Annotated in this window: 1 rRNA gene; it reads right to left on the reverse strand. The window is 46.0% G+C overall.

The annotated features are described in order from the left end of the window. Positions 1-237 precede the first annotated feature (237 nt). A 5S ribosomal RNA gene (rrf, locus tag DRB05_RS00135) occupies positions 238-351 on the reverse strand. Between the last annotated feature and the right edge of the window lie 225 nt (positions 352-576).

Raw genomic sequence — 576 nt, forward strand, 5'->3', positions numbered from 1 at the left:
TAATAAGGCCCTGACGATGTTCTACTTTCACATGGGAAGCCCACACTATCATTGACCGGGGCCGACCCTTCGGCTGTTTTGTTTCACTTCTGAGTTTGGGTGACAAGAAACCGAAGCAACGCTTCGCAGTTCGGGGAAATGAGCGCATGGATACGTGAAGGGGAGATACTCATGGAAGTACTTTACTTCAAACGCAAAAAAGCCCGACTCTCTCGAATCGGGCCTTCTCTAATAAGGCCCTGACGATGTTCTACTTTCACATGGGAAGCCCACACTATCATCGACGCTGTTTTGTTTCACTTCTGAGTTCGGCATGGGGTCAGGTGGTTCCAAAACGCTATGGTCATCAGGAAATCTGGGTGCAAATGTCTAATGACATCGTGCCTCGCACGAGCATTCCATTTGCGCAAGGTGAACCGATTTCGCGATATCGCTGAGGTTGGTCACCTTGTTTAATTCTTAAATCTGGAAAAAGCGATTAAATTCTTTTGTCTACTTTAGTCTATTAACTTCTGTCGCTTATAAACCACTTTGGCGTTGTATGGTTAAGCCTCTCGGGTAATTAGTACGAGTTAG

Origin of the sequence: Pseudoalteromonas sp. A757, from assembly GCF_004103285.1 — a bacterium.
In the GTDB taxonomy this organism is placed as follows: domain Bacteria; phylum Pseudomonadota; class Gammaproteobacteria; order Enterobacterales; family Alteromonadaceae; genus Pseudoalteromonas; species Pseudoalteromonas galatheae.